Below are 24,240 nucleotides of genomic sequence, written 5' to 3'. Positions count from 1 at the left end.
GGAACCAAGCGGATCGGGGGTAGGTGCGGGTGCGGGCTCGTCGCCGGGTCGATCAGCGGCGGAACTCGGTGAGTCGGGGGCGGACGCCGAGCAGGCAGAGGAGCAGGACGAGCGCGGCGCAGCCGGCCATTGCCGGGGTGCGGAGGTCGAGTTCGGTGGTGCCGTCGTGGGCGGCGGCGGTGTAGGCGTCGGAGTTGATGGTGATGAGCTTCTGCAGGGCTGCGTCGTGGGCGGCGAAGTCGGCGTTGGAGCCGCCCGGGGCCAGGCTGGTGCCGTAGGCGATGGCGTCCTGCAACCGTCCCTGCTCGACCAGGGCGCGGATGCTGCGGTCGTCGCGCTGGTAGGCCTGGTACGCCGTCAGGGTCTGCTCGGCTGCGGCCCGTTCACCGGTGAAGGTGATGTTGCGGAACTCGTCGCCGTAGAAGCCGCCGAAGCGCACGTCCTTGTGGTCGGCCTGGTAGGCCGTCACGGCGGAGGCCAGCTCGGCGTCGTAGGTACTGATGGTGACCCCGGGCAGGGAGGCGATGCGCACCGAGGCGGCCTCGAAGGCGTCCTGGTACTGCGGGGCGCGGTCGTGGTCGAGCAGGTAGCGGCTCTCGTCCGCGTTGGCGTCGTAGGCCACGGCCCGGGCGCGGGTGAGGGCGACCACCGAGTCGAAGGCGTCGCGTCGCGCCACCCGCAAGTGCTCGCGTTCGTCCGGCATGAGCGTTCCGGCCATCGCCACCAGGACGATTGCGAGCAGCGTCGCCGCCGCCAGCGGAGGGTTGATGATCCTGCGGAACCGGCGCGCCAGCCAGAGCTGCAGGCCTAGCAGGGACAGCAGCAGGGCCGCGCCGAGCAGAGCCGCCCACCACTCGGCCGTGCCCAGGGCGGAGCGCTCGCCGGCGTAGGTGCGGTTGAAGGCGTCGTTGTTGGCCTGCACCAGGCGGTCCGCGGCGGGCAGCAGCGTGGTCCGCATCAGGTCGGTGGCCTGCCGGTACAGCGCCAGCGCGGTCGGATCAGGGTGCCCGGCACCCGCGTGGGACCGGTCGTTGAGTTCCATGGCCCGCGCGGCCAGGTCCTGGTAGCTGCCCATGCCGTCCAGCACGGCAGCAAGGGCCTGCTGCACCGTCACATCGCCTGCGGCAGCCAGGGTGGCGTGCTGCAGGTCGCGGTCCGCGCTGGTGCGGTCGGCGGCGTACTGGGACAGGGCAGTGGAACGCTGGCCGGTCAGTTGCGGGTTGTCGCCGAACATCAGCAGGTTGGCGGTCTGCGCGTCCAGGTCGGTCAGCGACTGGTAGAGGCCGGTGGCGTCGACGACCTGCGGTGCCTGCTGGGCGGTCACCGTGGACCAGGTGCTCCTTGCCTGCAGAGCGGTGTTGAGGACAACAGCCCCCAGGACCGTCGTGACCAGCAGGCACCCGACGGTGAAGAGCCTCAACCGCGAGGGGACGTCCCTGGGTCGCAGCCATCGAGGCAGCCGATCCGCAGCGAAGCCGAGTCGGCCGGAGCCGCGCGGCGGGCGCCGGGCACCTCCCCCAGAAGAAGGTCCCCCACTGCCCTGCCCGCCGCGCGGACGTGACCCTCCTGGCCCCTCCTCCGGGTCCAGGAGATCCGCCCCGGCCACACCTGGTCTACGCTCGCCGACCGTCGACATCTTCCCGCACTGCCCTTTCCGCGGGCCGTCCTGTCACGGATGGGCCCGTGCCGTCCGGTCCCCCACGAACCGGAACTGCGATCGGGAAGCAGTGCTACGCCGACGGTCATGCCGTGTGGTGGGCTGCAGTACCCCACCGCCTGCCCACCACTGCGCATCCCAGGTGGCCCGTGCGGCCCCCCGACGGACACTCTGCAGGACGGGTCCGCGCCCCAGAATGGGCCCTGACGCCGTCCTGACGCGGCGGGGGTGGATCTTGACGCATCCTTGGCGGGCTGGAGACGGCCAAAGTGCCACGACGAGTCCGGAGCCTCGCGCGACACCGCTGCTGCCGCGCACACTGGATGCAGGCAACCCCTTCGCCGGGAAGCCGAAGGGAGAGAATGAGATGGGCCTCGTCGCAGTCGCGGTGCCTGTCCTGTTCCTGGCCGTCGGCGGCGCTGTCGCCTACCTGGCCGGGGCTGCCGGGCTGGCCGAGACCCGCCGCCTGCGCCAGGTCGGGATCGAGACCTGGGCCCTGGTCAAGCAGCGCCCGGTTCAGCCTGGGGACCAGACCGGCCGCTCCGCGCCGCTGCTGCAGTTCGCCACGGAGCAGGGCCTGGTGATGGAGGTCTTCTCGCCGGTCCGCTCCACCCGCTCCGGTCCGCTGGTCGACGAGCAGCACGTGCAGGTGACCTACGACCCCGCCGATCCCCGGTGTGTGCTGGTCCACGGCCGCGAACGACGCGGCATCGAGTACGCCTTCCTCGGCCTCGGAGCCTGCGTGGTGCTGACCGCGCTGACCCTTTTCGTCGCCGGGGCCTGAACGTCGCCGTCTTCGAACGGCTGGCTAAGGACGCGCCAAGGATCGGGCCGCAGGCGTATGGGCCGCGCCAGGAAGCGCGCGTCGGTCTTGCCTCCGGACGGCGCCAGGCGCTGGGATGGCTCTCATGGGCCTTGACGTCAGCAGCACCGAGCGCGCCGTGACGGCGCCGTGCTGCCCGGCCCCGCCGGAGCACTCCGGCCTGCGCCACGAGGACCAGCCGCCTCATCCGAGGTCCGCTCGTCCTCGCCTCCCCGCAACCATGCGCTGACCCGCGCCCCTTCACCGCACGTCCGACGCCGCTGATGCGGTTGCCGGGCGTGCCCTCCTGGTTTCCACCTCCGGATCCGGCCATGCACCGACGTGCCCGGATCCCTGTACCGAATGGACTCATCGTGACTTCCGACGACCTGCCCTTCGCCAACCGCACCGCACTGGTCACCGGTGCCACCGAGGGAATCGGCTACCAGACCGCGCTGCGCCTGGCCATGGGCGGCGCCCGAGTGATCGTGCACGGCCCCAGCATGGAGAGCTCCGCCAAGGCGGTCGAACGCCTGGTCGCGGCCGGAGCGCCGGCCGTGGGCCTGGAGCTGGCCGTGGCCGACTTCGCGCACCTGGACCAGGTACGCGAGTTGGCCGAGCGGCTCGCCAATCAGCACGAGAAGCTGGACCTGCTGGTGCTCAACGCCGGCGTCATCGCACCCGAGCGCCGCACCCTGACCGGCGAGGGCAACGAGCTCTGCTTCCAGGTCAACTACCTCGCCCCGTACCTGCTGACCCGGCTGCTGGAGCGGCCCCTCGCCCGTAGCGCCGACAGCCGCATCGTGGCCCTGAGCTCCAGCCTGCACCGGACCGCCAACATCGACTGGACCGACCTCACCCGCGCCAAGCGCTACTCCCGCATCTCCGCCTACGGGCAGTCCAAGCTGGCGCTGACCACGTTCATCACCGAGCTCGCCCGCTGGCTCCCGGAAGGGCACACCGCGATCACCGTGCACCCAGGCGTTGCCGAGACCGCGATCCGCCCCCTGTACGGGACCTCCGGACGCCCCGCGGCGGAGATCGCCGAGACCGTCGTCACGCTGTGCTCGCCCGCGACCCGGGTGGTCAACGGCGCGTACTACGACCAGCTGACCCCGAGCGCCCCCGGCGCCCAGGTCGCCGAGAAGCGCTCGGTCGACCGCCTGCTCAAGCTCAGCGAGCGGCTCGTCCAGCGTGTGCCCCAGACGGCCTGACTGTGCGTCACACCGCCTTCCACCGCCACATCACGAAGAGGAATCCATGTCCAAGCGCGCCCGGAAGAAGCACGACCGCCGCAAGAAGAACGGCAACCACGGCGGGCGCCCCGGTGCCTGACTGACGATCGACGACAGGCGCGAGATGCCCGGACCGGAGAACCTCCGGTCCGGGCATCTCCGTAAGCGGGTCAGTTCAGATAGCCGATCCCGGCGTGGCAGTGCCCGCCGGCGCCGATGGGCTGCGGGCGCTCCGGAAGTTCGGCGGGCGGCACGATGAGCACCTCGCACGCGGCATGGGCCCAGCAGTACCTGGCGACCGTCCCGTGCACGACGTGCTGCAGCCTCGCGTGACGGCCGCTGCCGACGATCAGCAGGTCGTCCGGTTGGTCTGCCGTGGTCACCAGAGCGCGCCCCGGCTCGGCCCGCAGCACCCTCGGCTGGATCCGGACGCCCTCCGGGTAGCCGTCGAAGGTCAGCTCGAAGGCGGTGTCCAGGCGCTGACGTGCGGCGTACTCCAACTCCGAGAGCGGGCGCAGGCTGTCGCCGTCCGACGCCATCCAGGCGATCACAGGGACGAGCAGTGCGTCGCGCTTGCGGGCCTCCTGCACCGCGCGGTGCACGACCGCGAGGCTGCTGTACGACCCGTCGACTCCGACGATGACTCTGGCGCCGTCGATCATGGCAGTTCGCTTCCTTCCACTGGTCAGGCTCCAGCCGACCGCTCGGATCCGGGGGTTCTCCCCCTGATTGGATCCCCTGCCGGGACCCCTGGAAGCGATCATTGACGCAGCGGGTACGCCGCAACGGCACTCCTTGACGCATGTTTGACAGCCAGGGCCCCCGGTAGACGCATTCATGGGGAGCCCTGGGATCCCAGAGCTCCCGTGCCGGCGACTGCGCCTGGTATCAACGGGCGAACTTCTCGATCGCCGCCGGGGTGACCGGGGTGAAGAAGTTGACGAGGTTGCCGTCTGGGTCGCGGAACAGCAGCGACCGGTTGCCCCAGGGCATTGTGGTGGGCTCTTTGACGAAGTCAGTGACGAAGCCGGTCAGGTTCTCGTGCACGCGGTCCACGTCGTCGACGACGAACTCAATGATCACGCTGTGGTTGTCGGCCGGGTGGGAGGAGCCCGGCGCGAACAGCGGGACGGTGCGGGTGCTGGCGATGGCGAGGGTGGCGCTGGGGGTCTTGAGTTCGGCGAAGTCCTCGGTGGACCAGGTCGCTGGCACCCCGGTGGCCTTCTCGTAGAACTCGACGAGTCGTGCGACGTCGCCGGTGATGACCCGGATCGAGACGAAGTCCATGGTGTTCTCCCTAGATTCGTGGAGTCGTTGCCCTTCGCACGCTAGAACAGATAGTGGACAGAATCGGTCCAGTATTCGCGTTAGGCTCGGAACATGTCTCGACCCACCGGCCGTGTGCTCACCCTCCTGGAGCTGCTGCAGTCGGGCGGCACCCGGACGATGGCCGAACTCGCCGACCGGCTCGGCGTCGACGGACGCACCGTGCGGCGGTATGTGGACCAGCTGATCGACCTCGACGTGCCCGTCGAGGCGGTCCGCGGCCGCTACGGCGGCTACCGCCTCGCCCCCGGCTACCGCATGCCTCCACTCATGTTCAGCGACGACGAGGCACTCGCCGTGCTGCTCGGCCTGGTCGCCGGCCGCCGAGCGGGGTTGATGACGACGACAGCCACCGCGAGCGAGACGGCAGCGGCCAAAATCCGGCGGGTGCTGCCCGAGCGCCTCGCCCGCCGGCTCGCCACGGTCCTGGAATCCCTCGCCTTCACGGAACCGCCGGGCGAGTTCGCCACCCCTGACGCCGGGGTCCTGCTCACCATCGCCGATGCGGTACGTCACCGCCGACCGGTCTCGATCAGGTACACCGACCGAGACGGTCGGCGCAGCCAACGCACGCTGCACCCGTACGGGGTTGTCGCCCATTCGGGCCGGTGGTACGTCACCGGCACGGACCCCGAGATCAGCGAGGACCGGACCTTCCGACTCGACCGCATCACAGACGCGAGGACCCTGCCCGGGTCGTTCGAGGCACTCGCCGGACTGGACCCGGCGCAGCGTGTCCTGGAAGGGTTCGCCACGGCGGCGTACCGGCACGAGGTGACCTTGCGGATCCACGGGACGGTCGAGCAGATCCGCGCCCGTTTTCCCGCCAGCGTCGCGAGCGTGCAGGAGCCCGCGACTGCGGCAGGCGCGGATCCCGCGACCGAGCGCTGGCTGCTCGTCGAACTACGGGCGGAACGGCTCGACTGGCTGCCTCCGCTGCTCGCCTCCCTCGACCGGCCGTTCGTCATCGAGCGCCCCGACGAGCTGCGCGACCTCGTCATCGCGCTCGCGGACCGCCTCGCGACCTGCGCCCGCCAAGCCTGACAACTGAGACGGCGTCCTCAGGCGCACAGCAATCAGGCGCGGCCGCCGGCTGGGCCGGCCGGCCCACGACCTGACGTGGTCCGTTCCCGTCACAGGGCCGGCGCCGAGGACTGACCGGCGACCCAGTCCGAGACCTCGCTCCGGGTCGGTGGGTCGGCGCCCTCGCGGGTGCAGGTGAGGGCGGCGGCGTGGCTGGCGAGGAACAACGCCCGGACGAGTTCCGGGCGCGGGTTGGCCGTGGCAGTCGCGGCCCGCAGTCTCGTTCGCGCGCGGGGCCCGTCCGACCTCCGGGCGCCCCCGCCCAGCATCCCGGCCCGGAGCAGCCCGCTGATCAGTCCCGCCATGAAGGCGTCACCGGCTCCCACGGTGTCGTTGACCTCGACGGGCATCGCCGGCAGGTCGTACCGGCCCTGCCGCCACCACGCCTGCGCACCGCCGGCGCCGAGGGTGAGCACCACCAGCGAGGGTCCGCTCCGGGCCCAGCGGAAGGCCATCCTGCGGATGTCCCGGTCGGGGTAGAGCCACTCGAGGTCCTCCTGACTGGCCTTCACCACATCGCTGGCGGAGACGAGATGCTCGATGCGGGGACGCTCCTCGTCGGGGGATCCGAGCAGCGCGGGGCGAAGGTTCGGGTCGTAGGAGACCGTCGACCTGCCGCGTGCGGCGTCGACGGCCGCGAGCACCTGGTCGGCGCCGGGAGCGAGGGTCGCCGCGATCGACCCGGTGTGGAGGTGGCCGGTCGCACCGCTGCGGGCCACCTCCACCACAGCGGGCGGCAGGTCCCAGGAGATGTCGAAGTCGTACGTCGCCACGCCGCGGCGGTCCAGACAGGCGGTGGCGCTGGACGTCGGGGCGTCGACCACCGACCCTTCCGTCAGCAGCACGCCGCTGCCGCGGAGGTGGGACTGCAGCTCCTGGCCCAAGCCGTCGCGGCCGACCCGGGTCGCCAGTTGCACCGGATGGTCGAGCCGGGCCAAGCCCAGAGCCACGTTCGCCGGGCTCCCGCCGGGACGACAGCGGCGGGGCCCGGACGGGCCGGCCAGGATGTCGGTGAGTGCCTCGCCGATGACGAGCGTCGGGGCTTCAGGTGTCGGCATGTGGTGTGACTCCGGGAGAGGTGTGACTCCGTCAGAGGAAAGGGCCGGTCAGGGGACGACGAGGATCTTTCGGCCCTTGCCCTGCTGGAACTGCTGCAGCGCCGCAGCGTAGTCGACCAGCGGCAGCCGGTCGCTGATGAAGACCTGCGGGTCGAGGACGCCCCCGGCGAAGAGCTGCGCCGCGCGCTCGTAGCTGTGCAGGACCGCCATCGAGCCGGTGATGGTGATCTCCTGGTTGTAGATCCGGTAGGGCTCGATGGTCGCCCGCGCCGCGTAGTCCGCCACGCCGAACTGCAGGTACGTCCCGCCCTTGCCCACCCGGCCGATGGCGTCCTGAATCGCCTTCTCGTTGCCGGTGGCGTCGATGACGACGTCCCAGCCGCGTGCCTGCTCGATCTCGTCGGCGGAGGTGGCGGCGTTGCTGCAGCCCAGCGAGCGTGCTGTCGCCAGCCGGTCGGGGTTGATGTCGACGATGTCGACGGTGGCCGCCCCGGTGCGCTTGGCGAGCTCCATCATCATCAGGCCCATGGTGCCGGAGCCGTAGATCAGGACGCTGGTGGCGAGTTGGCTGCGTAGGACGTCGTAGCCGCGCACCGCGCAGGAGAGGGGTTCGATCAGGGCCGCGTCCTCGGTGCGGACGTGGTCGGGCAGTTTGACGCAGTTGGCGGCCGGCGCTACGGCGAACTCGGCCGCCCCACCGGGGACGGTGACCCCGATCGCCGCCCAGCGTTCGCAGAGGTTGCCCCGACCCAGACGGCAGTAGTGGCACTCGTGGCAGTACAGCGAGGGGTCGACCGCCACCCGGTCGCCCGGCGACAGCTCGCGCACCTGCGCGCCCACCGCGACGACCTCGCCGGCGAACTCGTGGCCCGGCACGATCGGCAGGGTGGGCGCGAACTCGCCCTGCAGGATGTGCAGATCGGTGCCGCACAGGCCGCAGGCGGAAACCTGGACCACCACGTCCCGCGGGCCGGGCGTCGGGTCGTCGACGGTCTCGATCCCCACGACTCCGGGAGCGCTGATGACGGCTGCTTTCACTTGACTGCTCCAAGGGAGAGACCCTGGACGAGCTTGTCCTGGGCGGCGAATCCGGCGATGAGGACCGGGAGCGAGACACAGACTGCGGCGGCGCACACCTTGGCCAGGAACAGGCCCTGGCTGGTGACGAAACCGGTGAGGAAGACCGGCGCGGTGCCGGCCACGACGCCGGTCAGCACCCGGGCGAAGAGGAGTTCGTTCCAGCTGAAGATGAAGGAGATCAGCGCGGTGGCCGCGATTCCGGGAGCGGCCACCGGGGCCACGATCCGGTAGAGCGTGGTCAGCAGTCCCGCGCCGTCGATGGAGGCCGCTTCCAGGATCTCCTTGGGGACCTCGGCGAGGAACGACCGCATCATCCACACCGCGATCGGCAGGTTCATCGAGGTGTAGAGGATGACCAGCAGCCAGATGCTGTCGAGCATGCCGGCGTACTGGGCGATCAGGTAGACGGGCAGCAGCCCGGCCACGGCCGGCAGCATCTTGGTGGACAGGAAGAAGAACATCACGTCGGTCCACTTGCGCACCGGCTTGATGGACAGGGCGTAGGCGGCGGGGATAGCCAGGGCCAGTACCAGCAGCGTGGAGGCGACGCTCGCGGTCAGCGAGTTGATCAGCGGCGGCCAGGGGCTGACGCCGGTGTCCGCGCCGAAGAAGTCCCGGTAGCCCTGGAGCGTCAGCCCGGCGCCGATGCTCGGCGGGTTGGTCGCCGCGGCCGACTCGCTGTGCAGCGAAGTGAGCAGCATCCACGCGAACGGGAGGAAGAAGACCAGGCCGCAGATCCAAGCCAGCAGGCCCCAGATGCTGCCCTTGTGCCGCACCACGCCCGGTCGGCGGCGGGTGTGCTCGGGCGGGGACGGGGCGGTGGTTGCCGTGATCGTCACAGCGCCTCCTCTCGGAACAGGGACGACACGGTTCGCAGCGCGAAGGTGGCGATGAGGATGGAGCAGATGACCACGATGACGCCCTCGGCGGAGGCCTGGCCGTAGTCGTGGGCCTGGTAGAAGGTCTCGTAGACGGTGTAGGGGAGGTTGGCCGTGCCCAGGCCGCCGGAGGTCAGGGTGAAGACCGCGTCGAAGTTCTGCACCACGTAGATGCTGCCGAGCAGGGCCGCCAACTCCAGGTAGCGGCGCAGGTGCGGGAAGGTGAGGTAGCGGAACACCTGCCAGGTGCTCGCCCCGTCCACCCGCGCGGCCTCGACCACGTCCAACGGTCGGCTCTGCAGTCCCGCGAGCAGGATCAGCATCATGAACGGCGTCCACTGCCAGACCAGCGACGCCTCGACCGACATCAGCGGAAGCGTGGACAGCCAGTCGGGCTGGGGCGCGTGGGCGCTGCCGAACAGGCTCCAGACCCAGGTCAGCGTGCCGTCGATGAGCCCGTAGGAGGCGTTGTACAGGGCGTGCTTCCACAGCAGCGCGGAGGCCACCGGCACGACCAGGAACGGAGTGATCAGCATGGTGCGGACGATCCCGCGGCCGCGGAACCGCCGGTCCAGCAGCAGGGCCAGGCCAAGTCCGAACAGCAGGCTCACCAGCACCACCGCGACGGTCAGCACGACGGTGGTCAGGATGGACGAGCGCAGGGTCGGATCGCTGATCGCGGCCCGGTAGTTGGCCAGGCCGCCGAAGCCGCGGTGGCCCGGGTCGAGCGCGTTCCAGCGCATGAACGAGATGGCCAGGGTGCCGACGAAGGGCAGCTGGGTGACCACGATCAGGAAGACCAGAGCCGGCAGCAGCGGGGCCCGCCGGGCCCAGGCTCCGCGCGGCTTGCCGGCCGAGCGGGAGGTCTCCCGCAGGCCCTGTCGCAGCAGTCGTGGTCGTCGTGCGGTCAAGGGGACGGTCATGGTGTCTCTCCGCTTCGCGCGGGTGGCCTCCCGACCCGGCGGAGCGGGTCGGGAGTGGGGCGGCGGATGGAGGGGTGAGGTCACTGGCCCGCGTGCTTGGCAGCGACCGTCGCGGCGAGGGCCTGACTGCTCTTCAGGGCGTCTGCGACGCTGGTCTGGCCGGCGATGGCGGAGCTTATCTGCTGCGAGACCTGGGTGCCGAGGTCCTCGAACTCGGGGATGCCGACGAACTGGATCCCGGGGGCGGGCCTGGGCTGCACGCCGGGGTTGAGCGGGTCGGCGTCGGTGATCGCGGTCTTGGTGGCCGCGGCGAAGGCCGAGGCTCCGGCGAGGTACTGCGGGTTGGCGTAGGTCGAGGTGCGCTTGCCGGCCGGGACCTTGGACCAGCCCAGCGTGCTGCCGACCAGGTTCTCGTACTGTGCGCTGGACGCCCAGGAGATGAACTTCCAGGCGTCGGACTGGTGCTTGCTGGCCTTCTGCAGGCCCCAGGCCCAGGTGTAGAGCCAGCCCGAGCTCTTGGTCTGGTCGACGGGGGCGGGCACGTAGCCGATCTTGCCGGCGACGGGCGATCCGGTGCCGTCCAGCGATCCGGCGGCGGAGGTGGCGTCGTACCACATGGCGACCTTGCCCTGCTCCATGTTGTTGAGGCACTCGGTGAAGCCGGCCTGCGGTGCTCCGGCCTCGCCGTGCGCGCGCACCAGGTTGACGTAGAAGTTGGTCGCCTTGGTGAACGCCGGGCTGTCGACCTGGGCGGTCCAGTTCTTGTCGAACCAGGTGCCGCCCATGGTGTTCACCACCGTGGTCAGCGGGGCTATCACCTCGCCCCAACCCGGCTGTCCGCGCAGGCAGATGCCCTTCATGCCGGGCTGGGCGCCGTCGGCCTTGGCCGCGAGGTCGGCGACCTGGGTCCAGGTCGGGTTGGCGGGCATGGTCAGGTTCTTGGCCGCGAAGACGTCCTTGCGGTACATCAGGAAGGACGACTCGCCGTAGAAGGGCTCGGCGTAGATCTGGTTGTTGTAGGTCAGCGACTGCTGGATGGAGGGCAGGATGTCGCTCTGGCCGAAGGAGGTGTCCGACTGCGCGTCCGAGCTCAGCGAGGACAGCCAGCCGTTCTTCGCGAAGATCGGCGTCTCGTAGTTGCTGATGGTGGCCACGTCGTACTGGCCGGCCTGGCTGGAGAAGTCCTGGCTGATCTTGTCCCGGACGTCGTTCTCGGGCAGGACGGTGAAGTTGACCTTGATGCCGGTGGACTTGGTGAAGTTGTCCGCGGTGAGCTTCTGCAGATCCGCCATCTGCGGGTTGTTGACCATCAGCACGTTGATGGAGTGGGCCTGGGCGCCGCCGGCCCCGCCCGCCCCGCCGGCCCCCGCGCAGGCCGCGAGCAGCGCGCCGCAGAGGACCACGGCTCCCATAGGAACGGTGCGACGCAGGATGCTCGATCTTGTCGTCATGGTGGATCCCTTCGTGGGTGATCCGGTCGAGTGGGACCGGACGGGAGTGCTAATCATGCTCATGCCAGAGATATCTCTGGCCAGGAGCCCTCCATCGTCGTGATCTTGATGCGCGGTCAGGTCAGACCCGGATGACCTGAGGGCCCAACAGTGTGTAGCGGTGCGCTTCCGAGCTGGAGAGTCCGATGTCGGTCACGATCGCCTCGAAGTCGGAGACCTCCGCGAACCGGCAGAAGCTGCTCGCCCCGAACTTGCTGTGGTCCCCCATGAAGATCCGTCGGCGGGAGACCTCGAGTGCCTTGGCCTTGACGTCGGCCACGACCGGGTCGGGCGTGGTGAGGCCGAACTCCCGGGAGATCCCGTTGGATCCCAGGAACGCCAGGTCGATGACGAAGCCCGCGAGCATCGCGCAAGCCCAGGAGCCCACGGTCGCCAGGGTCCGCGCGCGGACCCGGCCGCCGAGGAGCAGGACGGTGGTGTTGGCCGAGTCGGCGATCGCCGCGGCCGTCGACAGCGAGGCCGTCACGATCGTCAGCGGCCGGTCGGTCGGCAGCAGCGCGGCGAGGAGCTGCGGGGTGTAGCCCTCGTCCACGAACACGGTTTCCGCCCCGCCGAGGAGCTTGACCGCCTCCGCCGCGATCCGACGCTTGTTCTCGACGTGGAGCGTGACGCGCTGGGCCAGATTGGTCTCGAAGCCCGCGCTCTCGACGGGATAGGCCCCACCGTGGGTACGGCGGACCAGCCCCCTGCGCTCCAGTTCACTCAGGTCCCGCCGGACGGTCTCCGGCGCGACCCCGAAGTCGGCGGCAGCGATGGCGACCTCCACGCGCCCCTCATGGCGCGCCAGAGCGAGGATCCGGTGCTGCCGCTCTTCTGCCCGCATCTGCCGCTCCCGCTGTTCCGCGCTCGTTCATCCGCGCCCGTTCGGACATCTGGGGCCCGAATGTGCCCGCGAGAGATTTATACCGCTGCGGTGAGGCCCCACGTCGCCCCGTTCCGGGCAATGGTTCGCCCGAATTCGCCCGGATCGAATCCGGACGGTGAGCCGCCCTGGGACACTCGTCCGGGCATCCGGGCCGAGACAGGTGCCCGCAAACGGCCCAAGTGCGCCCGTTTCCTGTGGGACCCGGGCACCGGCGCAGGTCATCGAACGCAGATCCGGGCCAAACGGTGCGAACGGCGCAGGGCCCCGCCCCACCTCCACTGCCGACGGATCCGCACGATATCCCACAAAACCGCCCGGCGGCCGGCATCGCATTCGTCCGTACGGGGAGGGATGGGACTCCTCCGGTTGCAGCACGTCAGCAAGCGGCACTTGACTGGATTTTCGACATCGTCACCACTCGGCGACCAGGAGAGGCGGTGCTCGGTGCTTTCCGCCCGGAGCCTGTTCCAGGAGATTCACGACAACGACGACTCGTTCCGCCTCTTCTGCAGCATCGCCGCGAAAGGCGAGGGTCAGGGCGGCTGGGAGAACGGTCGTATCGCCGGCTTGGTGGCGGACCGGGAACTCGCCCCGAAGATCGCCCGGCACGGCGCCGACGAGGACAAGCACGGCCGCATCTTCACAGCGCTGCTGCACAAGCGCGGACTGGAACCCGTCGACGTACCGGACGAGACCGACTACACCATGCTGCTGGAGCAGCAGGGCATCGGCCTCGCCCACAGCCGGCTGCGCCGGAACGAACCGCTGACGCCCTACGACGTGATCGTCTACCTCGCCCACAGCCGGGTCACCGAGCAGCGCGCGGCCGAGCAGATGCGGCTGCTGACCAGGACCTTCGGCGACCACCCCGAGGTCGGCCGCGCGGTCCGGATGATCTCCGCCGACGAGGACAACCACCTGGCCTACTGCCACGAGGAGCTGCTGCGCCTGGCGGCACTCGGCCACGGCCCGGAGATCCTCGCCGTCCTGCGACGAACGGCCCGGGCGGAGATCCGGACCTATCGCGACGTCAGCCTCGCCGTCATGGCGCACATGGGCCACCTCCTGCGCTGGCCCAGACCGAAGGCCGCGGTTCTGGCCCTCGGCATCCACGCGGTGTACCTCTACGAGCGGCTCGGCGGATGGCGCCGGATGACGACCCTGGAGATGCCCTCCCTCCGCAACCCGCTGGGCGACCCGGCATGAACCTGCGCGAACTCCCGCCACGCGCCGCCACCGGCGCGTTCGTCCTGCACTCCGGGCTCGACAAGTGGCACGGCGACGAAGGCACCGCCGACGCGATCCACGCCCTGGCCGTCGGCGCCTACCCGGTGCTCGGCAGGCTGTCCTCTCGCCACTTCCTCCGCCTGCTGGCCGCCGGTGAGATCGCCGTCGGCAGTGCGCTGCTCACGCCCGTCGTTCCCACCGCGGTCGCCGGCGCCGCGCTGGCCGGCTTCTCCGGCGCGCTGCTGGGCATGTACGCCCGTACACCCCAACTCCGCAAACCCGGAAGCGTCTGGCCGACCCCGCAGGGCGTCGCCATCAGCAAGGACGTCTGGATGTTCGGCATCGGCCTCGGCCTCCTGGCCGACGCCTGGTCGATGCGTTCTGGACGGTCGATCGCGGGCGGGCCTAACATCTGATCTGGATCTATACTAGCCGGGCGGCAGGTAAGATGGGAGAGGCCGATGGCCGACACTGATTCTCTACCCCCGCAGGCGACGGAGGACGCACCCGTCCTCGGCCGATCGGTCTACGTGGCCGTGATCGGGCTGATGCTCGGCATGCTCCTGGCGATGCTCGACAATCTGATCGTGAGCACCGCTCTGCCCACCATCGTCGGCGACCTGGGCGGGCTCGCCCACCTCTCCTGGGTCATCACCGCCTACGCGCTGGGCGCGGCCGTCACCACGCCGATCTGGGGCAAGCTCGGCGACCTCCACGGCCGCAAGGCGATGTTCATGATCGCCATCGTGGTCTTCCTGATCGGCTCCGCGCTCACCGGGCTCTCCCGGAACATGGACCAGCTCATCGCCTTCCGCGCGCTCCAAGGACTGGGCGCCGGTGGGCTCATGGTCGGCGCGATGGCCACCCTGGGCGACCTGGTGCCGCCGCGTGAGCGCGGCCGGTTCCAGGCGATGATCGGCGGGATGATGCCGGTCGCCTTCGTCGGTGGCCCGCTGATCGGCGGACTGCTCACCGAACACCTCAGCTGGCGCTGGGCGTTCTACATCAACATCCCGCTGGGCATCGCCGCGCTGCTGGTGACCGGTCTGTGGATGCGCCTGCCGCGCCGCCGGATCGAGGCCAGGATCGACTACCTCGGCGCCGCTCTGCTCGGCGCGGGCGTGGTGGCGGCGACCCTGGTCGCGGCCTGGGGCGGGACGCAGTACCCCTGGTCCTCGCCGGTGATCATCTCGCTGGCGGTAGGCGGCGCCGTGGCCCTGGTCGCCTTCGTCTACTCGCAGGGCCGGGTCGCCGAGCCCATCCTGCCGCCCTCGATGTTCCGGGACCGCAACTTCACCACCTCCCAGGTGCTCAGCTTCCTGCTCGGCGCCGCCATGTTCGGTGCCATCAACTTCCTTCCCCAGTACATGCAGTACGTCCAGGGCGCCTCCCCGACCAGCAGCGGGCTGCTGCTGCTCCCGCTGATGTTCGGAATGCTCGGCGTGATGATCGGCACCGGCCAGGCCGTCTCGCGCACCGGCCACTACCGCACCCTCATGATCGTCGGAGGTGCCGTGATGACGGCGGGCATGCTGGTCCTGCTCACGCTGAGCGTCGACACCAGCACCGCCATGGCCTCACTGCTCACCACCGTGCTCGGCCTGGGCATGGGCTTCCTGATGCAGAACACCATGCTGATCACCCAGAACAGCGTCCCGCTGCGCAACATGGGAGCCGCCAGCGGCTCGGTCACCCTGTTCCGCACCGTCGGCGGCTCCCTGGGCATCGCCCTGCTCGGCTCCATCTACACCCAGCGACTCGAAGGCTCCCTCACGGCGAGCCTGGGCACCTCCGGACGTGCTCTCGCCTCGGGCGGAGCGCACCTGCCGCCCTCCGTGGTGAAGCAACTGCCGGCCGGGGTGCGCCACGCCTTCCAGGTCGCCGTGACCGACGGCCTGCACGGAGTCCTGCTCGGCGGCGCCATCCTCGCGTTCGTGGCCTTCCTGTTCACCTGGCTGATCCGGGAGGTGCCGCTGCGCTCCGGTGCCGCGCCCGCCCCGGAGCCGGTCGAGAAGATCGTCCCAGCGCCCTAGAAGTCAAAGACAAGAAGAGTGTTGTCGGCACCAGGAGCTGTACACGCAGACTCGGAGGCACGCTATGTCAGGTGAATCGACAGCACGACGCATCGCCGCGGCCGCGGCCTACGGTGGAAGCGCGATAGGTCTTCTCGTCGTGGGCCTCGCCGGTCTGCTGCTCACCGAGGCGAAGATCGCCGAGATCCAGCTCGACGCCCTCAAGGGCGAACCGCCGCGCGCGGACGGCCTCTACGGCATGGCCTTTGCCAACGGTGACGCCCCACCACTGGCGCTGGTGGTCGTCGGGGACTCCACCGCCGCCGGATTCGGCGTGGACCGGGGCCGCGAGACGCCCGGGGCCCTGCTCGCCGCGGGCATCGCCTCGATCGCGGAACGCCCGGTCCGGCTCGTGGTCGCGGCGGCGAACGGGGCCGCCTCCGACGACATGGAGCGGCAACTCGACCTGGTGCTCCGGGCGGAGCCGACTCCGGACATCGCGCTGATCATGGTCGGCGTCAACGACATCGCCAAGCGGATCAGGCAGACCGACTCGGCGAGGATGCTCGGCGACGCCGTACGCCGACTGCGCGCCGTCGGCGCCGAGGTCGTCGTCGGCACCTGCCCCGACCTCGGCGTCGTCGAGCCCGTGCGGCCACCGCTGCGCGCGCTGGCCCGCCAGGCCAGTCGCCGCCTCGCCGCTGCGCAGGCCACCGCCGTGGTCCGGGCGGGCGGACACAGCGTCGCCCTGGGCGACCTGCTCGGACCGGAGTTCGTGCACAAGCGGGAGATGTTCGCCTCGGACCGCTACCACCCCTCGGCACGCGGCTACCAGACGGCCGCGATGGCGCTGCTGCCGACGATGTGCGCGGCACTCGGCGTCTGGCCCCAGGACGAACGCCGCGCGGCGATCGGGCGCGAGGACGCCCAGCGCGCTCCTGATCCGGGCCGGCCTGGCCCCGGCGAGCCCGACCCGGTTGAGCCGTCGGACGGGGACGGCTCCGGAACGGAGGCACTCGGCATCGCAACGGGACCCACCGGTCGCTGGGCACTGTCCAAGCACCGCAGCCAACTGCACTTGCTGGCAGGGGAATCCACCACCCCGGAGAGCTACTCGGCGCAGTGAGCCGGCGTCACACCAGTGGCTTCCGGCGGCGGTGGCTCCTGGAGCGGAGCACCACCAGGAGTCCGACCAGCGCCGTGACCACGCCTGCGGCCTCGGCGAAGGCGGCGGCGGTCTTCTCGGGGAACCACACGGGCTCGTACATGTTCGGCAGCGGGCCGAGCTGGCCCACGTCGACGTACCGGTACAGCAGCAGAGCCCCCAGAGCACTGGCGAGGACCAGACCGGCGAAGGCCCACACCGGCCAGACCGCCGTCACCACGATCAGCAGAGCGGCCAGCGAGGCGGCACCGGCCTCGATCCGAAAGAGGTCGCCCTGGCTGATCCGCGCGCTGATCAGGTCGTAGCCGGGGGCGAGATCCGCGTGGATGTAGGCGTCGATGGCCAGTGCCGCGGCGGTGAGCAGTCGCAGCAGCCAGAGCACGGCGGACCGGGTTGCTGTTCCCGCGGAATGGGTCGGCATGGGCGAGGCCCTCTCATCCGACCTGGATGTGGGTGTCCATGCCCAGGCCCTTGTGGCCGTCCACCGGACACCACAGTTCGTAGCTTCCGGCCTGCAGGGTGACGGTCAGCTGCGCGGTGTCCCCCGGGGAGAGGACCTTGGTCTGCGTGGTCTGCACCCCCGGCCCTGAGATGGCCAGCGCGTGCGCGACCTGCCCGTGGTCGTCGGCCATGAAGGTGTACGTGCCCGGCGAGAAGGAGGTCTGCGAGAGGTGCAGGGCGAACTCCGTCTCGCTCACGGTCACGACCGTGCCGGAGGCCTGGCCCCCGCCGGCCGCGGTGGCGGAGGCACCGCTGCTCGCCGCGCTGCTCGGGGCGCTGCTCGCAGCACTGCCTGCGGTACTGCTCGCGGTACCGCCGCCGCTGCTGGAGCACCCGGCCAGGGCGCCCAGCACGAGCAGTGCGCCGGCGGCGGCGCTCGCGCTCCGAGTCGTTCGCATGTCCATCAACGCCGTCCTTCTCCGGTGGCAGGCAGGGTCTACGTCATACGTACCCGACAGCCGCCCGGTCCACCTCCCGGGCGGGCCAGAGGGGGCACCCGGCGACCGGGACACACCCACCTCGCCATCGTCCTCAGCCAGGCGCACCATGGTCATGGAAGAGGGTTCCGTCGGCGCCGCGTCGTAGACCCTGGCGTGCACCGTCCGGGTGCCGGAGCCCAGGACGACCGCAGGAGGTGTGGGCGATGACCAAGTTCATGGACGTCCATCACGGCATGGTCGGCATCACGGCAGACCAGCTCATGGAGGCGCACAAGGCGGACCTCGCGATCGAGGGCGAGGAGGGCGTTCACTTCGAACAGGCCTGGGCCGACCCGGCCTCGGGCACCGTGTACTGCCTGTCCGAGGCCCCCTCGGCGGACGCGGTCTGGCGGGTTCACAGCCGGACGGGGCACCCGGCCGACGAGATCCACCCGGTCCCGCTGAGCGTCTGAGGAAGTGGACCCATGAGATTCGTGCAGATCATCGAGTTCAGGACGAGTCGCATCGATGAGTTCAACGCCACCCTCGACGACTGGCTGGTGAAGTCCGAGGGCCATCGCACCCCGACCAGGGCGCTGCAGACGCGTGACCGGGACGCCGCCGACGTCTACGTGCACATCGTCGAATTCCCCTCCTACGAGCAGGCGATGCAGAACTCCGACCGCCCGGAGACCGCGGAGTTCGCGAAGCGGCTCGCCGAGCTGTGCGACGGACCGCCGGTCTTCCGCAACCTCGACGTGCTGCGCGAGGACGACATGACCGGTTGAGCGGCCGGGGTGCGGATCACCAGGCGCGGGCCCACGATCTGACTATGGCGAACCAGGACGGCGCCGATGCCCTCTTCGACGCGGCGGCCGCCGCCCTCGCGTCGGCGGACACCGGCCTGATGCTGCGACGCCTGGTGGGCGACACCGCCGCCGGCGTCGCCATCCTGGACCCGCAACTGCGCTACCGGTACGTCAATCCCGCTCTCGCCCGGATGATCGACATGCCGGCCGCCGACCTCCTGGGCCGCACCACCGCCGAGGTCCTGCCCGACATCGAGAACCGCCCGGACGTGCTCCGCCAGGTGCTGCGCGACGGAAAGCCCCGCGAGGCGACCACCAGCGGCCGCACCCGGGCCGACGCACCGGACGAACGCCGCTGGTGGCACGGCACCTACCACCGGTTGGAGATCGACGGCAGGGCGGTCGGCATCGTCGGCATCGTGCTGGAGGTCACCGACTCCCGGCAGCAGCAGCACGACCTGGAGCACGCCCGAGCACGCCTCGCCCTGCTCGCCGACGCCGCCTCACGCATCGGCACCACCCTGGACATCGAGCGCACCTGCGCCGAACTGGCGAACTTCGTCGTCCCGCCGCTGGGCGATCTGGCGACCGTCGAGGTCCTGCCGATCGACGAGGCGGAGGCGATCACGAAGGCCGGACCGCTGCGGCTGCACCGGACCGCACTGGCCTGCGTTCCCGAGCTGCGGAGCCGTCTGGGGGCGCTGGAACCGGCCGGCGAGTACGTGCGGTACCAGCCGGGGTCGACCGTCGCGCGCTGCCTGGAGACGCGCGAGCCGATCCTGCGGCAGCTGCCGGCCGGCGACGAGGCGGACCCGTCCGCGCCGGACAGCGTGCAGGACGCCGCGCTGCGCGCGATGGGGATCCACTCGACCCTGGTCGTGCCGCTGGCCGCGCGGGGACAGGTCATCGGCGTGGTGTCCCTGGCACGGGCGCGGGACGCGCCGCGGTTCACCGGCGACGAGGCCACCATCGCCCACGAGCTGGCCGGCCGCGCCGCGATCAGCATCGACAACGCCCGCCGCTACGCCCGCTCGCAGGGCGTCGCTCTGGAACTCCAGCGGGCGCTGCTGGCCGAGCCTGGCAATCCGCACCCCAACATCGAACTCGCCTCGCGATACCTGCCCTCCGGCACCAGCGCGGTGGTCGGCGGCGACTGGTACGAGACGGTCCGGCTGGCCTACGGACGGACGCTCCTGGTCATGGGCGACGTGATGGGCCACGGTGTCGAAGCGGCCGTGGACATGAGCAACTACCGCTCGATGCTGCGCTATGTGGCGAGCACCGACCTGCCGCCGCACCGGATCCTCCGGCAGCTCGACGCGCTCATCTCGCAGAGCGACTCGGGCCGCCCCGCCACCTGCATGCTGGCGCTGGCCGACCCCGCTCGCGGCCGCTGCACGTTTTCCAGTGCCGGGCACCTGCCACCCGCGCTGTTCGCCGCGGACAGCGCCACCGAGCTGCTCGAGGTCCCGACCGGGCCACCGCTCGGCACCGGCGTCGGCGGATACGAGTCCGTCTCCGCCGACTTCCGGCCCGGCCAGGTCCTGCTCCTCTACACGGACGGATTGGTGGAGCGGCGGGGCGAGGACATCGACGTGTCGCTGGCCCGGCTCGCGGAGTTGAGACTGCCGGTGACCGGCGACCTCGACGCCCTGCTCGACACCGTCCTCCGCAGGCTGGTGCCGCAGGCCGCGGAGGACGACGTGGCATTGCTCGCCGCGAGGCTCCGCCCGAGACTGGCTTCCGAGGACCTGCCGCTCCCGGGCGCCGAGGCGGACGAGGAGATCGAGCCGGAGCCGGGTGTCCATCCGGACCCTTCCCGTTCGTCGTAGGGACGAGTAAGAGAACGAGATGGAGGAGAGCCCATGCGATACCTACTGATGATCTGCACCGACGAGAGCGCCGTCGGTTCGCTGAGCCCCGAGGAGGGGGCGGCGATGCTGGCCGAGTACGGCAGGTTCGGCGAGGAGATGGGACGGCGCGGCGTACTGCTCGGGGGAGAGCGCCTGCACCCGACGACCGACGCGACGACAGTGCAGGTACGCGACGGGAAGGTGCTCACCGCCGACGGCCCCTTCGCCGAGACCAAGGAGCAGATCGGCGGCTACTACCTCGCGGAGTGCAAGGATCTCGACGAGGCCATCGAGGTGGCGTCGAAGATCCCCGGCGCTCGCCTTGGAACGATCGAGGTGCGACCGATCTGGGACATGTAGAGGCCGACGTCGGGGCCGCGGCCGCCCGCGCCTTCCAGCAGGAGTGGGGGCGGGTGGTTGCGACCCTGATCCGGATCACCGGCGACTGGGACCTGGCCGAGGAGTGCGCCCAGGACGCCTTCGCACGCGCGCTCGAACGATGGCCCCGCGACGGGGTCCCCACCAACCCCGGCGCGTGGCTCACCGTCACGGCCCGGAACCGGGCGCTCGACCGACTGCGCCGCGCCAGGACCCAGACGGCCAAGTACGAGGAGCTCGCGGTGGCGTCGCTCGCGGAGGAACCGCAGGAGTACGACGAGAGCGGCATCGCCGACGACCGGCTGCGGCTGATCTTCACCTGCTGCCACCCCGCATTGTCCCTCGACGCACAGGTCGCCCTGACCCTGCGGACGCTGGCCGGACTGACCACCATCGAGATCGCCCGGGCTTTTCTCGTCTCGGACGAGACCATGGCCAAGCGGCTCGTCCGTGCGAAGAACAAGATCCGAAACGCCCGGATCCCCTACCGGGTGCCGCCGGGCCATCTCCTGCCCGAGCGCACCGTGGCCGTGCTGGGGGTTCTCTACCTGCTGTTCAACGAGGGCTACAGCGCCACCGGCGGCAGCGAACTCGTCCGGCGCGATCTGTGCACGGAGGCGGTCCGGCTGGCCCGGGTGCTGGCCGAGCTGATGCCCGACGAACCCGAAGCCCTGGGACTGCTGGCCCTGATGCTGCTGCACGACGCCCGCCGGAGCGGACGGATGGACGGCGCCGGGAACTTCGTGCCTCTGGAGGAGCAGGACCGGAGCCTGTGGGACGGCGCGGGAATCGCCGAGGGGTGCGCCCTGCTCGACGACGCGCTGCGACAGGGCAGACCGGGTCCCTACCAGGTCCAGGCCGCCATCGCCGCCTGCCATGCCACCGCGGCCAGAGCAGCGGACACCGACTGGGCCGAGATCGCGCTGCTGTACGGGCGGCTGGCAGAGATGCTGCCCTTCCCGGTGATCGAGCTGAACCGGGCGGTGGCCGTGGCCATGGCCGAAGGCCCGGCCGCCGGTCTGCGGCTGGTCGACCGTCTGGAGGCGACCGGCGCGCTGCCCGACTACCACCTGCTGCCCGCCACCCGCGCCGACCTCCTCCGTCGGCTGGACCGCCGAGTCGAGGCGGCCGCGGCCTACCGGCAGGCGCTGCAGCTCGCGGGCACCGAAGCCGAGCGCGACTATCTGCGCCTTCGGCTGGCCGAGACCGCGGGCACGGCGGATGGCTGACATCGGCGCGACCCTCTGGGGCCGCCGAGGACCGTGTGGCAGACTCCGACGATGACTTCAGAGGCGATCACCGCGTCGGCCGCAGGCACCTGGACGCTCGGCGACCTGACGGTCAATCGAATCGGTTTCGGCGCCATGCGCCTGACGGGCAGCGGCGCCTTCGACCACGGCACCCCCAGCGACCGCGACCGGGTGATCGGCGTGCTGCGCCGCGCGGTCGAGCTCGGCGTGAACCACATCGACACCGCAGCGTTCTACTTCTCGTCGTTGCGGTCCGCCAACGAGCTGATCGACCGGGCACTGGCCCCCTACCCGGAGGATCTGGTGATCACCACCAAGGTCGGTCCGGGCCGGGATCCCTCGGGTGCGTGGTTCAAAGCCACGCCGGAGCAGTTGCGCGGTCAGGTCGAGGAGAACCTGCGGCAACTCGGCCGGGACCACCTCGACGTGGTGAACTACCGCGTCCAGGGAGACCCGGAGACCACCTCGCTCGCGCAACACTTCGGTGCGCTGGCCGACCTGCGCGACGCCGGGCTGATCCGCCACCTGGGCGTCTCCAATGTCACGCCCGGCCTCCTCGCCGAGGCCCAGGCGATCGCGCCGGTGGTCTGCGTGCAGAACCGGTACGGCCTCGGTGCGCGGAGCGCGGACGATGACGACCTGCTGCGGGCCTGCGGCGAGCAGGGCATCGCGTTCGTGCCGTTCTTCGCGATCGCCGGCGAAGGGCGCGAGGCCGGCGCGAGCGCGACCGACAACGACAAGGTACTCGACGTCGCGCGCGCCCACGGCGCGACGGCCGCACAGATCCTTCTGGCCTGGACGCTGCACCAGGGGCCGCATGTGCTGGCCATCCCGGGAACCGGCAACCCGGACCACCTGGTCGCCAACGTGGCCGCGGGCGCGCTGCGGCTCTCCCAGGACGAACTGGCCCGGCTCGGCTGACCTTGGACCGACCGGCAGATGGGGGACGGCGACCAGAGTTGAAACATTCTTCAATTCGGCACATTCTGGATACCTGGCACGGGAGGTACCGGGATGGACGAGTTCATCGAGACGCTGATCGCACGCGTCCGCGCGGCCCGGGCCGGCATCGAGGAAGCGGTGGCCGAGCACGACGGGTTCGCGATCTCGCGCGCGGTCGACGAGCTGGAGGAAGCGCTGCGCCTGGCGCGCGAGAACGGTGTGGACGTTCCCCCGGCCGGAGCGGAGTAGGGCCGACCGGCATATGGGGGGGCGACGTCGCCCCCCCATATGCCGGTCGGTCTGACGCGGAACGCGGAACAGAGCAGGAGAGGGGTTGATGGCGGTGCAGGTGCCGCTGTACCAGGCCAAGGCGGAGTTCTTCCGGATGCTTGGACACCCGGTGCGGATCCGGGTGCTGGAGCTGCTGCAGGAGGGGCCGATGCCGGTGCGGGACCTGTTGTCGCAGATCGAGGTGGAGCGCTCCAATCTGTCACAGCAGCTCGCCGTGCTGCGCCGCTCGGGCATCGTGACCGCGACGCGCGACGGCGACACCGTGGTCTACGCCCTGGCCGGCGGGGACGTCGCCGAGCTGATGCGGGCCGCGCGCCGGATCCTGACCGAGCTGATCTCCGGTCAGCAGGACCTGCTGGCGGAGCTGCGCGAGGCAGACCGGGAGGCGGACCGCGAGGCGGTGGGCAACATACACCCGGCCGGCGCGTGAGTTGCAATGTTTCGCAATTCATCAGCGTCGTAGTTGATCGAGTGCGTAGCGTCACCATCATGGCGAACGTAGACATCGCGTTGAAGGAAGCAATGATGATCGAGGGCGCCATCGGCGTCGCCCTCGTGGACGTCAACAGCGGTATGGCGCTGGGGACCTTGGGCGGCGACCGAGAGTTCGACCTGGCCGTCGCCGCCGCCGGCAACACCGACCTGGTCCGCGCCAAGCTCCGCACCATGGAGATGCTGGGCCTGGCCGGCACCATCGAGGACATCCTGACCACGCTCACCACCCAGTACCACCTCGTCCGCACGCTGACCTCCCAGAGCGGTGCGGGACTGTTCCTCTACCTGGCGCTCGACCGCAGGCGGGCCAACCTGGCCCTGGCCAGGCGTCAACTGCACCAGGTGGAGACCAGCCTGGACATCTGACGCGCCTCCCCCTGGCCGGCGGCGCCGGCGCGCAGCGGGTCGTGTGGATACTGCGAAGGTCTGCCGGGGATGATGTAGGCAGTTCTTCGGAACATCGCACCGAATCCATGCGGT

General features: G+C 70.6%; 27 protein-coding genes. 16 read left to right on the top strand and 11 right to left on the bottom strand.

Annotated features, from left to right (window positions below):
- Nucleotides 1–52: 52 nt before the first annotated feature.
- Nucleotides 53–1,420 (bottom strand): hypothetical protein, encoded by a 1,368-nt coding sequence (locus tag ABIA33_RS29225; protein ID WP_370085665.1) that lies wholly within the window; start codon nt 1,418–1,420, stop codon nt 53–55.
- A gap of 604 nt (nt 1,421–2,024) precedes the next feature.
- Between ABIA33_RS29225 and ABIA33_RS29220 the strand changes: the two genes are divergently transcribed.
- Nucleotides 2,025–2,441 carry a DUF3592 domain-containing protein gene (locus tag ABIA33_RS29220; RefSeq protein ID WP_370085664.1) on the top strand — a complete coding sequence of 139 codons (417 nt, stop codon included), beginning with the start codon at nt 2,025–2,027 and terminating at the stop codon, nt 2,439–2,441.
- Nucleotides 2,442–2,833: 392 nt separating this feature from the next.
- The gene (locus ABIA33_RS29215) at nt 2,834–3,673 is read left to right on the top strand and encodes an SDR family NAD(P)-dependent oxidoreductase (RefSeq protein WP_370085663.1); all 840 of its coding nucleotides are present in this window, start codon (nt 2,834–2,836) and stop codon (nt 3,671–3,673) included.
- A 191-nt stretch (nt 3,674–3,864) separates the two neighbouring features.
- Here the strand turns inward: ABIA33_RS29215 and ABIA33_RS29210 are convergent, their stop codons facing one another.
- Together ABIA33_RS29210 and ABIA33_RS29205 are read right to left on the bottom strand one after the other, a co-directional pair.
- Nucleotides 3,865–4,356 (bottom strand): universal stress protein, encoded by a 492-nt coding sequence (locus tag ABIA33_RS29210; protein WP_370085662.1) that lies wholly within the window; start codon nt 4,354–4,356, stop codon nt 3,865–3,867.
- A gap of 226 nt (nt 4,357–4,582) precedes the next feature.
- Nucleotides 4,583–4,981 (bottom strand): VOC family protein, encoded by a 399-nt coding sequence (locus ABIA33_RS29205; RefSeq protein WP_370085661.1) that lies wholly within the window; start codon nt 4,979–4,981, stop codon nt 4,583–4,585.
- 93 nt (nt 4,982–5,074) lie between these two features.
- Between ABIA33_RS29205 and ABIA33_RS29200 the strand changes: the two genes are divergently transcribed.
- Nucleotides 5,075–6,064 carry a helix-turn-helix transcriptional regulator gene (locus ABIA33_RS29200; RefSeq protein ID WP_370085660.1) on the top strand — a complete coding sequence of 330 codons (990 nt, stop codon included), beginning with the start codon at nt 5,075–5,077 and terminating at the stop codon, nt 6,062–6,064.
- 89 nt (nt 6,065–6,153) lie between these two features.
- On the opposite strand, the gene ABIA33_RS29195 is transcribed toward ABIA33_RS29200, so the two are convergent.
- The 6 genes from ABIA33_RS29195 to ABIA33_RS29170 form a co-directional block, all read right to left on the bottom strand.
- Nucleotides 6,154–7,161 carry a carbohydrate kinase gene (locus ABIA33_RS29195; RefSeq protein ID WP_370085659.1) on the bottom strand — a complete coding sequence of 336 codons (1,008 nt, stop codon included), beginning with the start codon at nt 7,159–7,161 and terminating at the stop codon, nt 6,154–6,156.
- 48 nt (nt 7,162–7,209) lie between these two features.
- Nucleotides 7,210–8,199: a zinc-dependent alcohol dehydrogenase family protein gene (locus ABIA33_RS29190; RefSeq protein WP_370085658.1), complete on the bottom strand. Its 990-nt coding sequence runs from the start codon at nt 8,197–8,199 to the stop codon at nt 7,210–7,212.
- Nucleotides 8,196–9,074 carry a carbohydrate ABC transporter permease gene (locus ABIA33_RS29185; RefSeq protein WP_370085732.1) on the bottom strand — a complete coding sequence of 293 codons (879 nt, stop codon included), beginning with the start codon at nt 9,072–9,074 and terminating at the stop codon, nt 8,196–8,198. Before ABIA33_RS29185 ends, ABIA33_RS29190 begins: the two co-directional genes overlap by 4 nt.
- A 2-nt stretch (nt 9,075–9,076) precedes the next feature.
- Entirely contained in the window at nt 9,077–10,042 is a 966-nt protein-coding gene (locus tag ABIA33_RS29180; protein WP_370085657.1) for a carbohydrate ABC transporter permease, read from the bottom strand.
- An 80-nt stretch (nt 10,043–10,122) separates the two neighbouring features.
- Complete coding sequence (locus ABIA33_RS29175) at nt 10,123–11,493, bottom strand: sugar ABC transporter substrate-binding protein (protein ID WP_370085656.1); 1,371 nt, start codon at nt 11,491–11,493, stop codon at nt 10,123–10,125.
- A gap of 121 nt (nt 11,494–11,614) precedes the next feature.
- On the bottom strand, nt 11,615–12,376 hold the full coding sequence (locus ABIA33_RS29170; RefSeq protein WP_370085655.1) for a DeoR/GlpR family DNA-binding transcription regulator: 762 nt from the start codon (nt 12,374–12,376) through the stop codon (nt 11,615–11,617).
- Nucleotides 12,377–12,862: 486 nt separating this feature from the next.
- On the opposite strand from ABIA33_RS29170, the gene ABIA33_RS29165 reads away from it, so the two are divergent.
- The 4 genes from ABIA33_RS29165 (at nt 12,863) to ABIA33_RS29150 (ending at nt 16,783) form a co-directional block, all read left to right on the top strand.
- Entirely contained in the window at nt 12,863–13,624 is a 762-nt protein-coding gene (locus ABIA33_RS29165) for a ferritin-like domain-containing protein (protein WP_370085654.1), read from the top strand.
- Complete coding sequence (locus ABIA33_RS29160) at nt 13,621–14,061, top strand: hypothetical protein (RefSeq protein WP_370085653.1); 441 nt, start codon at nt 13,621–13,623, stop codon at nt 14,059–14,061. Before ABIA33_RS29165 ends, ABIA33_RS29160 begins: the two co-directional genes overlap by 4 nt.
- Nucleotides 14,062–14,106: 45 nt before the next feature.
- On the top strand, nt 14,107–15,678 hold the full coding sequence (locus ABIA33_RS29155; protein WP_370085652.1) for an MDR family MFS transporter: 1,572 nt from the start codon (nt 14,107–14,109) through the stop codon (nt 15,676–15,678).
- 64 nt (nt 15,679–15,742) lie between these two features.
- Nucleotides 15,743–16,783 carry an SGNH/GDSL hydrolase family protein gene (locus ABIA33_RS29150; RefSeq protein WP_370085651.1) on the top strand — a complete coding sequence of 347 codons (1,041 nt, stop codon included), beginning with the start codon at nt 15,743–15,745 and terminating at the stop codon, nt 16,781–16,783.
- Between the two features lie 7 nt (nt 16,784–16,790).
- Here the strand turns inward: ABIA33_RS29150 and ABIA33_RS29145 are convergent, their stop codons facing one another.
- Together ABIA33_RS29145 and ABIA33_RS29140 are read right to left on the bottom strand one after the other, a co-directional pair.
- The gene (locus ABIA33_RS29145) at nt 16,791–17,243 is read right to left on the bottom strand and encodes a hypothetical protein (protein WP_370085650.1); all 453 of its coding nucleotides are present in this window, start codon (nt 17,241–17,243) and stop codon (nt 16,791–16,793) included.
- A 13-nt stretch (nt 17,244–17,256) separates the two neighbouring features.
- Nucleotides 17,257–17,727 (bottom strand): plastocyanin/azurin family copper-binding protein, encoded by a 471-nt coding sequence (locus tag ABIA33_RS29140; RefSeq protein ID WP_370085649.1) that lies wholly within the window; start codon nt 17,725–17,727, stop codon nt 17,257–17,259.
- 239 nt (nt 17,728–17,966) lie between these two features.
- Here ABIA33_RS29140 and ABIA33_RS29135 point away from each other — a divergent pair, with 239 nt between their 5' ends.
- From ABIA33_RS29135 to ABIA33_RS29095, 9 genes are all read left to right on the top strand, one after another.
- Entirely contained in the window at nt 17,967–18,215 is a 249-nt protein-coding gene (locus tag ABIA33_RS29135) for an SCO4226 family nickel-binding protein (protein WP_370085648.1), read from the top strand.
- A 12-nt stretch (nt 18,216–18,227) separates the two neighbouring features.
- Nucleotides 18,228–18,530 carry a hypothetical protein gene (locus tag ABIA33_RS29130; protein WP_370085647.1) on the top strand — a complete coding sequence of 101 codons (303 nt, stop codon included), beginning with the start codon at nt 18,228–18,230 and terminating at the stop codon, nt 18,528–18,530.
- A 44-nt stretch (nt 18,531–18,574) separates the two neighbouring features.
- Complete coding sequence (locus tag ABIA33_RS29125; protein ID WP_370085646.1) at nt 18,575–20,383, top strand: SpoIIE family protein phosphatase; 1,809 nt, start codon at nt 18,575–18,577, stop codon at nt 20,381–20,383.
- Between the two features lie 33 nt (nt 20,384–20,416).
- Nucleotides 20,417–20,764, top strand: a complete 348-nt coding sequence (locus ABIA33_RS29120) for a YciI family protein (protein WP_370085645.1) — start codon at nt 20,417–20,419, stop codon at nt 20,762–20,764.
- Nucleotides 20,752–22,011 carry an RNA polymerase sigma factor gene (locus tag ABIA33_RS29115; RefSeq protein WP_370085731.1) on the top strand — a complete coding sequence of 420 codons (1,260 nt, stop codon included), beginning with the start codon at nt 20,752–20,754 and terminating at the stop codon, nt 22,009–22,011. Before ABIA33_RS29120 ends, ABIA33_RS29115 begins: the two co-directional genes overlap by 13 nt.
- A 51-nt stretch (nt 22,012–22,062) precedes the next feature.
- On the top strand, nt 22,063–22,953 hold the full coding sequence (locus tag ABIA33_RS29110; RefSeq protein ID WP_370085644.1) for an oxidoreductase: 891 nt from the start codon (nt 22,063–22,065) through the stop codon (nt 22,951–22,953).
- A 93-nt stretch (nt 22,954–23,046) separates the two neighbouring features.
- Entirely contained in the window at nt 23,047–23,223 is a 177-nt protein-coding gene (locus tag ABIA33_RS29105; RefSeq protein ID WP_370085643.1) for a hypothetical protein, read from the top strand.
- Between the two features lie 94 nt (nt 23,224–23,317).
- Nucleotides 23,318–23,695 carry an ArsR/SmtB family transcription factor gene (locus ABIA33_RS29100; RefSeq protein WP_370085730.1) on the top strand — a complete coding sequence of 126 codons (378 nt, stop codon included), beginning with the start codon at nt 23,318–23,320 and terminating at the stop codon, nt 23,693–23,695.
- A 59-nt stretch (nt 23,696–23,754) separates the two neighbouring features.
- Entirely contained in the window at nt 23,755–24,126 is a 372-nt protein-coding gene (locus ABIA33_RS29095) for a hypothetical protein (protein ID WP_370085642.1), read from the top strand.
- The last annotated feature ends 114 nt before the right edge of the window (nt 24,127–24,240 follow it).

This window comes from Streptacidiphilus sp. MAP12-16, assembly GCF_041262165.1.
GTDB lineage: Bacteria > Actinomycetota > Actinomycetes > Streptomycetales > Streptomycetaceae > Streptacidiphilus.
This window is presented reverse-complemented; position numbering and strand designations above follow the sequence as displayed.

Excerpts from the sequence above, each read along its gene's own strand:
- ABIA33_RS29220 (WP_370085664.1), top strand. The coding sequence starts at position 2,025 with ATGGGCCTCGTCGCAGTCGCGGTGCCTGTCCTGTTCCTGGCCGTCGGC.
- ABIA33_RS29210 (WP_370085662.1), bottom strand. The coding sequence starts at position 4,356 with ATGATCGACGGCGCCAGAGTCATCGTCGGAGTCGACGGGTCGTACAGC.
- ABIA33_RS29205 (WP_370085661.1), bottom strand. The coding sequence starts at position 4,981 with ATGGACTTCGTCTCGATCCGGGTCATCACCGGCGACGTCGCACGACTC.
- ABIA33_RS29200 (WP_370085660.1), top strand. The coding sequence starts at position 5,075 with ATGTCTCGACCCACCGGCCGTGTGCTCACCCTCCTGGAGCTGCTGCAG.
- ABIA33_RS29195 (WP_370085659.1), bottom strand. The coding sequence starts at position 7,161 with ATGCCGACACCTGAAGCCCCGACGCTCGTCATCGGCGAGGCACTCACC.
- ABIA33_RS29180 (WP_370085657.1), bottom strand. The coding sequence starts at position 10,042 with ATGACCGTCCCCTTGACCGCACGACGACCACGACTGCTGCGACAGGGC.
- ABIA33_RS29175 (WP_370085656.1), bottom strand. The coding sequence starts at position 11,493 with ATGACGACAAGATCGAGCATCCTGCGTCGCACCGTTCCTATGGGAGCC.
- ABIA33_RS29170 (WP_370085655.1), bottom strand. The coding sequence starts at position 12,376 with ATGCGGGCAGAAGAGCGGCAGCACCGGATCCTCGCTCTGGCGCGCCAT.
- ABIA33_RS29160 (WP_370085653.1), top strand. The coding sequence starts at position 13,621 with ATGAACCTGCGCGAACTCCCGCCACGCGCCGCCACCGGCGCGTTCGTC.
- ABIA33_RS29155 (WP_370085652.1), top strand. The coding sequence starts at position 14,107 with ATGGCCGACACTGATTCTCTACCCCCGCAGGCGACGGAGGACGCACCC.
- ABIA33_RS29150 (WP_370085651.1), top strand. The coding sequence starts at position 15,743 with ATGTCAGGTGAATCGACAGCACGACGCATCGCCGCGGCCGCGGCCTAC.
- ABIA33_RS29145 (WP_370085650.1), bottom strand. The coding sequence starts at position 17,243 with ATGCCGACCCATTCCGCGGGAACAGCAACCCGGTCCGCCGTGCTCTGG.
- ABIA33_RS29140 (WP_370085649.1), bottom strand. The coding sequence starts at position 17,727 with ATGGACATGCGAACGACTCGGAGCGCGAGCGCCGCCGCCGGCGCACTG.
- ABIA33_RS29135 (WP_370085648.1), top strand. The coding sequence starts at position 17,967 with ATGACCAAGTTCATGGACGTCCATCACGGCATGGTCGGCATCACGGCA.
- ABIA33_RS29130 (WP_370085647.1), top strand. The coding sequence starts at position 18,228 with ATGAGATTCGTGCAGATCATCGAGTTCAGGACGAGTCGCATCGATGAG.
- ABIA33_RS29125 (WP_370085646.1), top strand. The coding sequence starts at position 18,575 with ATGGCGAACCAGGACGGCGCCGATGCCCTCTTCGACGCGGCGGCCGCC.
- ABIA33_RS29120 (WP_370085645.1), top strand. The coding sequence starts at position 20,417 with ATGCGATACCTACTGATGATCTGCACCGACGAGAGCGCCGTCGGTTCG.
- ABIA33_RS29110 (WP_370085644.1), top strand. The coding sequence starts at position 22,063 with ATGACTTCAGAGGCGATCACCGCGTCGGCCGCAGGCACCTGGACGCTC.
- ABIA33_RS29105 (WP_370085643.1), top strand. The coding sequence starts at position 23,047 with ATGGACGAGTTCATCGAGACGCTGATCGCACGCGTCCGCGCGGCCCGG.
- ABIA33_RS29095 (WP_370085642.1), top strand. The coding sequence starts at position 23,755 with ATGGCGAACGTAGACATCGCGTTGAAGGAAGCAATGATGATCGAGGGC.